The 9,758-nt window shown below is 61.3% G+C and carries 8 protein-coding genes; 4 read left to right on the plus strand and 4 right to left on the minus strand.

Annotated features, from left to right (window positions below):
* The first annotated feature begins 170 nt into the window (after positions 1 to 170).
* Complete coding sequence (locus tag ISP19_RS08165) at positions 171 to 1,811, plus strand: NAD+ synthase (protein WP_204680874.1); 1,641 nt, start codon at positions 171 to 173, stop codon at positions 1,809 to 1,811.
* 125 nt (positions 1,812 to 1,936) lie between these two features.
* Here the strand turns inward: ISP19_RS08165 and ISP19_RS08170 are convergent, their stop codons facing one another.
* Positions 1,937 to 2,797, minus strand: coding sequence for an outer membrane protein assembly factor BamD (locus ISP19_RS08170; RefSeq protein WP_204680875.1), 861 nt, complete (start codon positions 2,795 to 2,797; stop codon positions 1,937 to 1,939).
* Between the two features lie 71 nt (positions 2,798 to 2,868).
* Here ISP19_RS08170 and rluD point away from each other — a divergent pair, with 71 nt between their 5' ends.
* The 3 genes from rluD to clpB all read left to right on the plus strand — a co-directional run bounded on the left by rluD (position 2,869) and on the right by clpB (position 7,414).
* On the plus strand, positions 2,869 to 3,843 hold the full coding sequence (gene rluD / locus ISP19_RS08175) for a 23S rRNA pseudouridine(1911/1915/1917) synthase RluD (protein ID WP_204680876.1): 975 nt from the start codon (positions 2,869 to 2,871) through the stop codon (positions 3,841 to 3,843).
* Between the two features lie 12 nt (positions 3,844 to 3,855).
* Positions 3,856 to 4,602 (plus strand): peptidoglycan editing factor PgeF, encoded by a 747-nt coding sequence (gene pgeF / locus ISP19_RS08180; protein ID WP_204680877.1) that lies wholly within the window; start codon positions 3,856 to 3,858, stop codon positions 4,600 to 4,602.
* Positions 4,603 to 4,828: 226 nt separating this feature from the next.
* Entirely contained in the window at positions 4,829 to 7,414 is a 2,586-nt protein-coding gene (gene clpB, locus ISP19_RS08185; RefSeq protein WP_204680878.1) for an ATP-dependent chaperone ClpB, read from the plus strand.
* Between the two features lie 94 nt (positions 7,415 to 7,508).
* Here clpB and ISP19_RS08190 read toward each other — a convergent pair whose 3' ends face one another.
* The 3 genes from ISP19_RS08190 to ISP19_RS08200 all read right to left on the minus strand — a co-directional run bounded on the left by ISP19_RS08190 (position 7,509) and on the right by ISP19_RS08200 (position 9,612).
* Complete coding sequence (locus ISP19_RS08190; protein ID WP_204680879.1) at positions 7,509 to 8,180, minus strand: hypothetical protein; 672 nt, start codon at positions 8,178 to 8,180, stop codon at positions 7,509 to 7,511.
* A gap of 138 nt (positions 8,181 to 8,318) precedes the next feature.
* Positions 8,319 to 8,987, minus strand: a complete 669-nt coding sequence (locus ISP19_RS08195) for a DUF2931 family protein (RefSeq protein WP_204680880.1) — start codon at positions 8,985 to 8,987, stop codon at positions 8,319 to 8,321.
* On the minus strand, positions 8,974 to 9,612 hold the full coding sequence (locus ISP19_RS08200) for a hypothetical protein (RefSeq protein ID WP_204680881.1): 639 nt from the start codon (positions 9,610 to 9,612) through the stop codon (positions 8,974 to 8,976). Before ISP19_RS08200 ends, ISP19_RS08195 begins: the two co-directional genes overlap by 14 nt.
* Positions 9,613 to 9,758 lie beyond the last annotated feature (146 nt).

The following is a 9,758-nucleotide window of genomic DNA, read 5'->3' on the forward strand; positions in this document are numbered from 1 at the left end:
GGTTATCTGATGGCCCGGTTTGCGCGTCTGAGGCCGGTGTGGAAAGGACGGCAGCATGCGCCTGGCGAAGCAACCCACCCGCCAGTTCTCATCCGTGTACCCCGGTGTTGTCTTGTTTTTTGCCGGTTCGACTACCATTTGCCGCCAATCACCCCGAATAAAGCACGACGATGGCTGCTCTTCGCCTGGCACTGGCTCAGTATGATTTCCCGGTTGGCGCGGTTGCCGCCAATGCCGCCAAAGTTCACGACCTGCTGAGCAAGGCGCAAGCTGGCGGGGCATCGTTGGCGGTCTTTCCCGAGCTGACGATCAGTGGTTATCCGCCCGAGGATCTGCTGCTGCGTCCCAGCTTTCTGGCGGCGTGCCAGGAAGCCATCGAGGAGCTGGCGGCGCGTACCAATGGCCTGGCCGCCATCGTCGGTTTTCCGCACAGCCAGGGCGAGGTCTACAACGCGGCCGCCTTCCTGCGCGGTGGCCAGATCATGCAGATCACCCACAAGCAGATCCTGCCCAATTACGGGGTGTTCGATGACAAGCGGTATTTCCGTCCCGGGCGCACCAGTGCGATTGCGGTGGTCGATGGGGTCCGGGTCGGCTATCTGGTCTGCGAGGACATCTGGCAGGCCGAACCCGCTGCGGCAGCTGCGGCGGCGGGCGCAGAACTGATCGTGGTGATCAATGCGTCTCCCTGGGACGCCGCCAAGCAGGTGGCGCGTGAGGAAGTGCTGATTGCGCGCGCGAAGGAAACGGGGTGCGCGGTGGTTTACCTCAATCTCACCGGCGGCCAGGACGAAGTGGTCTATGACGGCGGCAGTTTGCTGGTGAATGCCGATGGCAGCATTGCGGCGCGTGCGCCGTCGTTTGTCGATGCTTTGCTGTTTGCCGATTTCGATCCTGCGACGCGCAGCTTGCATGCCCAGGATTGGCCGACCGTAGCGGACGCTTCGCACGAGGCAACGCTCTACGCCGCCCTGGTGCGCGGGATTCGCGACTACATCGACAAGAACGGTTTTAACGGTGTGCTGCTGGGTTTGTCCGGTGGCATCGATTCGGCATTGACGTTGGCGCTGGCGGTGGATGCGCTTGGCCCCGAGCGTGTCACAGCTGTGATGATGCCGATGCGCTACACCTCGCAGCTGTCGCTGGATGGCGCGCGCGAACAGGCTGAACAACTTGGCGTCGACTACCATGTGGTCAGCATCGAGCCGACCTACAACGCCTTCATGGCGACGCTCACGCCACTGTTCCAGGGCAAGCAGCCCGATACCACCGAAGAGAATCTGCAATCGCGCACGCGCGGCGTGATGCTGATGGCGCTGTCCAACAAGCATGCACGCCTGTTGCTGGCTACCGGCAACAAGAGCGAAATGGCCGTGGGATACGCCACGCTCTACGGCGATATGTGCGGGGCGTACGCGCCGCTCAAGGATGTCTACAAGACCGAGGTCTACCGGCTCTCACGCTGGCGCAACGAGGCGCAGACGCGTACAACCGGCCGTGATGGCGACTGGGTGATCCCGCCTGCCGTGATCGAGCGTCCGCCTTCGGCCGAACTGCGCGACAACCAGACCGATCAGGATTCCCTGCCGCCTTACGACGAGCTGGACGCCATCCTGGCTCGCTTTATCGAAGACGAGCAGTCGCAGGCCGAGATCATCGCGGCAGGATTCGACGAAAACACCGTGCATCGCATCGTGCGACTGGTGCTGGTGAACGAATTCAAGCGCCGCCAGGCTGCGCCGGGACCGCGCGTGACCACCCGTGCGTTCGGGCGCGAGCGGCGTTATCCGATTACCTCGGGATGGAAGTAATCGGTCTCGGGCGGCTTATTGCCTGATGGTGTCATCCAGTCATCCAGGGCATCGCAATTGATCCATAAAAAAAGCCGGCGCGCCTGAGGCGTGCCGGCTTTTCTGCGATCAGCGTAAGCGCTCGCTCAATTGTGACCCGAGAACGGAATCATCTTGCGCAGCACCGACGGCGGATGCGGCCACTTCGGGTCTTTCAGATAGGGATGGTTCGGGTAGTTGAGCGCCAGCACCTGGTGTACCTGATCGGCCTGTTGCTTCTGGTCGAGCGCCAGATAGCTGCGGCACATGATCGCCAGCGCATCGCCGGCCTGCGGTGATTCCTGGTAGTGCTCGATCACGTACTGGCCGCGATCGGCCGCAGCTACATACGCCTTCTTGCGCAGGTAGAACTTGGCCACGTTGATTTCAAACTGGGCCAGCACGTTACGCAGGTAGATCATGCGCTGGCGGGCATCCGCGGTATAGGCGCTATCCGGGAAGCGGCGGCTGAGTTCGGCGAAATCGTCGAACGCTTTCAGGTTGTAGCCCTGGTCGCGACGCGCCTGGGCGCTGAGCTGTTCGCTGGCAAAAGTACGTTCGATGAAGCCGCTGGTGCGATCGAAGTTGATCAGACCACGCAGGTAATAGGCATAATCCACATGTGGATTGAGCGGATTGGCCTTGATGAAGCGGTTGACGGTGGAGTACGCATCATCCGGCTTGTTGTTCTTGTACTGCGCATACGCGAGTTCCAGCTGGGCCTGTTCGTTGAACGGACCGGACGGGAAACGGGCGATCAGGCGCTGGAAGGCTTTCTCGGCAGCCGAGTAATCGGAGTGGACCACATCGTTGTGAGCCTTGGCGTAAAGCAGCGGCAACGGCAAGGTGTCGAGTGGGTCGCCGTTGTGCCGGAACCACGAGCAGGCGCTCATCGTCAAAGCCAGAACGAGCACCATCAGTACTTTAAGGGCAGATGTCGGGTCGACCGGCAGCTTGGTTACGCGCATGAGTAAGAGGTTCAGATGTTTGAGCGAAAAGGGATCATAGCCGAAACCGGCGTCCTACCGGGGGAACCGGCATGACCATCATTCGTCATGAGGCGATCGTCCCCTTGGCGGCCGCAGGTCGGAGGTTCGACCAGACCTTGGCCGAGATGTTCCCGGACTACTCCCGGTCGCGCCTCACTGCCTGGGTCAAGGACGGTTCGATCACCCTGGACGGCGCCACGGCGGTGCCTCGCCATTTGCTGCGCGGGGGGGAACGGGTGCAGTTGGAGGCCGAGCTGGAGACCGAGGTGGTCAGCGCTCCGGAAGATATTGCGCTGGACATCGTCCATGAGGACGAGCACCTGCTGGTGATGAACAAGCCGGCCGGCCTGGTGGTGCATCCGGGAGCCGGCAATCCCGCCGGAACCGTGCTCAATGCCTTGCTGCATCATGACCCGCGACTGGCCGAACTGCCGCGCGGCGGCATCGTGCACCGGCTGGACAAGGACACCTCCGGCCTGATGGTGGTCGCCAAGACGCTCGCTACGCATACCGCCTTGGTCAGCATGCTGTCTCGGCACGCGGTCGAGCGGCAGTACGAAGCCATCGTCTTGGGCCCCCTGATTGCCGGCGGTACCGTCGACGCACCGATCGGCCGGCACATGACCGATCGCCTGCGCCAGGCCGTGCGTGACGAAGAGGACGGCAAGCACGCCATCACCCACTACCGGCTGCGCGAGCGCTTCCGGGCCCACACCCTGGTCCAGTGCAACCTGGAAACCGGGCGCACCCACCAGATTCGCGTGCACATGGCGCATATCGGTCATCCGCTGATCGGCGATCCGCTGTATGGCGGTGGCCTGAAGCTGCCCAAGCGCGCCACGCCTGAATTGACGACGGCCTTGCGCGGCTTCCGTCGCCAGGCGCTGCATGCGGAGCGTCTGGCGTTCGAACACCCGGCCACTGGAGCGACCTTGGCCTTCCAGGCAGAGCGGCCGGCCGACATGGATGCCTTGATCTCGACCTTGCGCGCTGATCTGGCCGTCAACGGCCCGGACGAGTACTGAATGATGCCGCCGATGAGCGAGGCCTGGATCTTTCCCGACTGGCCGGCGCCAAGCCGGGTGCATGCGGCGGTGACGACACGCGATGGTCCGGGCGTTTCGCAACCACCCTTTGGACGCTTCAATCTCGGTCTGCGCAGTGGCGAGGACCCCCAGATCGTGCGCAACAACCGCGGGGCCTTGCGCCAGTCATTGGGATTGCCGGCCGAGCCGCGTTGGCTGCGGCAAGTGCATGGCACTACCGTCGCTGACCTTGGCCCCTTGCCTAGCCCCGAAGAACCCGAAGCCGACGCGGCCGTGTCGCATCTGCCGGGCACGGTACTGGCCATTCTCACGGCTGACTGTGTGCCCGTGTTGTTCTGCTCCCAGGACGGCAGCACCATCGGTGCCGCACACGCTGGCTGGAAAGGATTGGCCGCGGGTGTGCTGGAAGAGACGATTGCGCAAATGCAGCAGCCGGCGGCGAGCGTCATGGCGTGGATCGGACCCTGCATCGGCGCGCCCTCCTACGAGGTGGGCGATGAAGTGCGCAGAGCCTTCCTGTCCCACCATGAAGCTGCCGCAAGCGCGTTTGAAGCGACGCGCCCGGGACATTGGCTATGTGATCTGGCCGCACTGGCACGGCAGCGTTTGCAGGCCGCCGGCGTCACGCGCATTTACGGCGGCGGATTCGATACCCGCGCGGATGCGCGCTTTTATTCGTATCGTCGAGAGGGCGCGCGCAGCGGCCGCTTCGCCAGCCTGATCTGGCTGCTCGACTGAGGTAGAAAAGGAGTCATGACTGGCGAATGCCCGGGGTTTCGGACGGCGTACGCCTTGATGGCTCTTGCGCAGATCTGGACCGAATTGAGCTACCCCCGGTTTTCGCTTGCCGTTGGCTGAAGCTGCGCAACGGTGCCATCCTTGGCGTTGCTTGAATCGCCCCGCGCTGTCCGCATCTCTCCGGGCAGTGGCGGCGTGTCCGCCAAACCTTTTTGGGGATACTCCGATGCGAATGGATAAACTCACCTCGCGTTTTCAGCAGGCACTGGCCGATGCGCAGTCATTGGCGGTCGGACGCGACAACAACATGCTTGAACCCGTGCACGTCATGGCGGCCTTGCTCGACCAGCAGGGCGGTTCGACTGCGCCGCTGCTCACCCAGGCGCATGTCAACGTGCCGGCGTTTCGCCAGCGGGTGGCTGAGCTGCTTGATCGACTGCCCAAGGTCAGCGGGCAGGAAGGCAATATTCATGCGGGCAACGAGCTGACGCGGTTGCTCAACCTCACCGACAAACTCGCCCAGCAGCGTGGCGATCAGTTCATCGCCAGCGAGTTGTTCGTGCTGGCGTCGCTGGAAGACAAGGGCGAACTGGGCACGGCCCTGAAAGCCGCCGGAGCGACCAAGGCCCATCTGGAAGCCGCGATCGAGAAGCTGCGTGGCGGCGAAAAGGTGCAGAGTGAAAACGCCGAGGAGCAACGTCAGGCGCTGGAAAAATACTGCGTCGATCTCACCGCACGCGCCGAGAGCGGCAAGCTCGACCCGGTGATCGGCCGCGACGAAGAAATCCGTCGCACGATCCAGGTGCTGCAGCGCCGGACCAAGAACAATCCGGTACTGATCGGCGAACCGGGCGTGGGCAAGACCGCGATTGTCGAAGGTCTCGCACAGCGCATCGTCAAGGGCGAAGTGCCCGAGGGCTTGCGTGATCGCCGCGTGCTCGCGCTCGACATGGGCGCGTTGATCGCGGGTGCGAAATTCCGCGGCGAATTCGAAGAGCGCCTGAAGGCGGTGCTCAACGACCTGGCCAAGAACGAAGGCCAGATCATCCTGTTCATCGACGAACTGCACACCATGGTCGGTGCCGGCAAGGCGGATGGCGCGATGGATGCCGGCAATATGCTCAAGCCTGCGCTGGCGCGCGGCGAATTGCATTGCATCGGCGCTACCACGCTGGACGAATACCGCAAGTACATTGAGAAGGATGCCGCGCTGGAGCGCCGCTTCCAGAAGGTGTTCGTCGGCGAGCCGAGCGTGGAAGACACCATCGCGATCCTGCGTGGTTTGAAAGAGCGTTACGCCGTGCATCACGGGGTGGAAATCACCGACCCGGCGATTGTCGCCGCGGCCACGCTATCCAACCGCTACATCACCGATCGCCAATTGCCCGACAAGGCCATCGACCTGATGGACGAGGCGGCTTCGCGCATCCGCATGGAAATCGACTCCAAGCCGGAAGAACTGGACCGCCTGGAACGCCGCCTGATCCAGCTGAAGATCCAGCGCGAGATGCTGAAGAAGGAAACCGATGAGGCGTCCAAGAAGCGCCTGGCCGATCTTGATACGGAGATCGGCAAGCAGGAGCGCGAATTCTCCGATCTGAACGAAATCTGGAAATCCGAAAAAGCGGCCTTGCAGGGCGCGACCAAGATCAAGGAACAGATCGAGCAAGCCCGTCAGGAACTGGAATCCGCGCAGCGCCGGCAAGACTACGCCAAGATGAGCGAAATCCAGTACGGCAAGTTGCCCGAACTGGAAAAGCAGCTTGCCGCTGCACAGGCCGCCGAACAGCAGGAATTCAAGCTGGTGCAGGATCGCGTCACCGAGGAAGAAATCGCCGAGGTGGTGTCGCGCTGGACCGGCATTCCGGTCAACAAGATGCTGGAAGGCGAGCGCGACAAGCTGCTGCACATGGAGGCGTCGCTGCACAAGCGCGTAGTTGGCCAGGACGAAGCGGTGCGCGCGGTATCCGATGCCATTCGCCGTGCGCGTGCGGGGCTGTCCGATCCCAACCGTCCTTACGGTTCATTCCTGTTCCTCGGCCCCACCGGCGTCGGCAAGACCGAATTGTGCAAGGCATTGGCCGAATTCCTGTTCGACACGCAGGACGCGATGGTGCGCATCGACATGAGCGAGTTCATGGAGAAGCACTCCGTGAGCCGCCTGATCGGCGCACCGCCCGGCTACGTGGGTTATGAAGAAGGCGGTTACCTCACTGAAGCCGTGCGTCGCCGTCCATACAGCGTGATCCTGCTGGACGAAGTGGAGAAGGCGCATCCGGATGTCTTCAACATCCTGCTGCAGGTACTGGACGACGGCCGCCTGACCGACGGGCAGGGCCGCACGGTGGATTTCCGCAATACCGTGATCGTGATGACGTCCAACCTAGGTTCGCAGCTGATCCAGGAACAGGCGGGCGATTCGGAAGCCGATTACCTGCAGATGAAGGCTTCCGTGCTCGGCGTGGTGCAGGCGCACTTCCGCCCGGAATTCATCAACCGCCTGGATGAGCTGGTGGTGTTCCGTCCGCTGGAGAAGACGCAGATTCGCGCGATTGCCCGCATCCAGCTGGCTTATCTGGAGAAACGCCTGGCTGAGCGTGAGCTGCAGTTGGAGGTCGGCGACAAGGCGCTGGATCTGCTGGGCAATGTCGGCTTCGATCCGGTGTATGGCGCGCGTCCGCTCAAGCGTGCCATCCAGCAACAGTTGGAAAACCCGCTGGCCAGGGAAATCCTGGAAGGGCGATTTGCACCGGGCAACGTGATCGAGGTAGGCGCGGAAGGCGGCCATCTGGTGTTCCGCAAGCACGACTGATGCTTCCTACTCCCTCTCCCCTCCGGGGAGAGGGTTGGGGTGAGGGGACATTCTTGCCACGATGTGTGCAAATGCTACGTGCGAACGCAGGGAGTCAATGCAGGGAACGATCCGTCATGGCCGGTATCTCGTTTCCAGTCACCCACATGTCGCGCAGCATGCTGAATACGGCCCACGGTCCCTCATGGCCCATCACCGGCGCACGGCATACCTTCAGCCTCGCAATAGCCGTCTGAAACCACCGATCAAAAGTTGCCGCATCCATCTCATCGGTGGATTCCAGTTCCTTCTCGAACTCAGGCAGGCCAATGGATGCCCACTCCTCTCGCATGAAGTCGAATGCCCCCTGGTTGAAAGAAAAGGTAATGCCTTCTATCTCCCTCGGGATGGTGAAAGGCAGCGGCACCATGCGAAGACGCGGGCAATGAATGCAGATGACCGACTCGGCATCTTCCATCCCAAAGCCGAAAGTCATCATGCAGTTCATCGGGCCGTCGATACCGTGCGCGTGCTCCAACAGGTTGAACTCATGCAGGGGAATGACTTTCCAGTTGTTGCTGTCGTCCTTGGCGTAATACGTGTTTCGCAACTGCGCATACACTTCCGCCAGCATGCGGGATACGAAGATCGCAGGTCCTGACAATTCAGCATCGCCCGCCCAGGCGGGTTCCACAAATAGCCCTTTATGATGGAATACTTTGCGAACGACCAACCAGAGCGATACAGGGGAGATGTATTCCGTTTTGTTTTGCATGTCGATATCCATACTAAGTTACTGGCCTGCGGGTTGAGCCTGTCATCAAGGCGTTGGGGTGGGGCGCCATCGGGTTCGGAGCTGCGCCGGCAGTAGCGCCAGTCACGGCAGCATGCGTTTGAGCATGTCTATGATCACCATGGTGTGCGGTTACATGCCCGGGCATTTCCAGGAGTCGTAGGGGATGGTGTGGGTTTTGAGGTAGGCCTGTGTCTCGGGCTCCAATTGATCGAATGAATAGGCATAGTCCCCATTCGTTCGTGGGTCCTTCGGCTCGATTTGGGCGCGCATGCAAAGCACTTCTACGGCTCGACTGGCCGGGCTCTTTATCCATACCTTGATCCAACCACCTGGTGCCAAACCAATGCTCAGGTCACTCTGGTATTCGTAGTCATCCGCGCGCAACACCGATTGCACCTTGGTCAACATCATTTGGCGCGCTTGTTCCGGTATTTCGATGATCGCCCGATATGTCTTTGGCTCCACCAACGACTGCCAGCGCACATAGATACGCTTGGGCAAGCCTGCGTTGTAGATATCACGGCCTTTGCCAGAAGGAATCCTGTCTCCCCATCCTTCCGGATTGTCGTGGTATGCCAGTGCGACGGTGCCCTGCATCATGCCGACCAAAATTTTTCCTTGTGTGTCTTCGATATCGGCTGTTTCCAGCCATACCTCCATGCGTGCAGGTGCCTGGAAGCCCAGATACCAACTGTCGTACGGCAGGCCGTTGCGGGGAGTGCTTTGTGTCAGCGCGCATCCTGCGAGCCACAGCGCCAGCCATGGCAGCAGGTGTTTGAGCGTGTCAGTGATTCTCATTGCGTAGCACTTTGCGTTGGCTGATATCGCTATCCTTTGCGGGAGGCTGCGGACGGTTGACGTACAACAGATTGATGGAGCGGCCGCCTTTGTGATGCGGCGCCTTGCCATCGTCGCCTTCATGCATGCTGTCGTCGGCGAGGTTCCAGTTGGCGGACTGATGCAAATACCCCCTGGCCAATATGGCCTCTTCGTCTTGATTGAGTGGCTGGTTGGCCAGCAGCTTGTCAGCAATCACCTCCAATTCCGCTGGCAACCGGTGATCTTCGTCGGCAGGCACTGGCTTGAAAGACACACCTGCTTCTCGCGCCAGTCTGTGCATCACCCGCAACGGAATCAGCTGATAACGCCAATCGATGGGCCGGTTCAGGCATACCGTGGCGTAGGCCACCGGCTGTCGAGTGTTCACCACGCTCCCGCGTGCGGGTGGCTGCGATTCCATCCGCACCCAGCCATCCACGGTGAGAGAGCCCTCATCGATGTTGCCAAGGCGTGCTACCCAGCGTTGGCGTTCGGTTTCGGCCAGCTGGCAGGCCCGGGTGCTGCCAGGGAATGGCATATACAGGTCGCCGTTTAGTTCCACCGGCTTTTCAACGGTGCGCAAGGTCGTGTCTATGATCTCCATGGTGTGCGGTTACATGTCCGGGCATTTCCAGGAGTCATAGGGGATGGCGTGGGTTTTGAGGTAATCCTTGATCTCTGGATTCAACCTCACGTACTCCCCGTTGTAACGCCCTTGATACGGCCCCTTCGGTTCGACTTGGGCGTGCG

The organism is Dyella flava, from assembly GCF_016904955.1.
Lineage (GTDB): Bacteria > Pseudomonadota > Gammaproteobacteria > Xanthomonadales > Rhodanobacteraceae > Dyella_B > Dyella_B flava.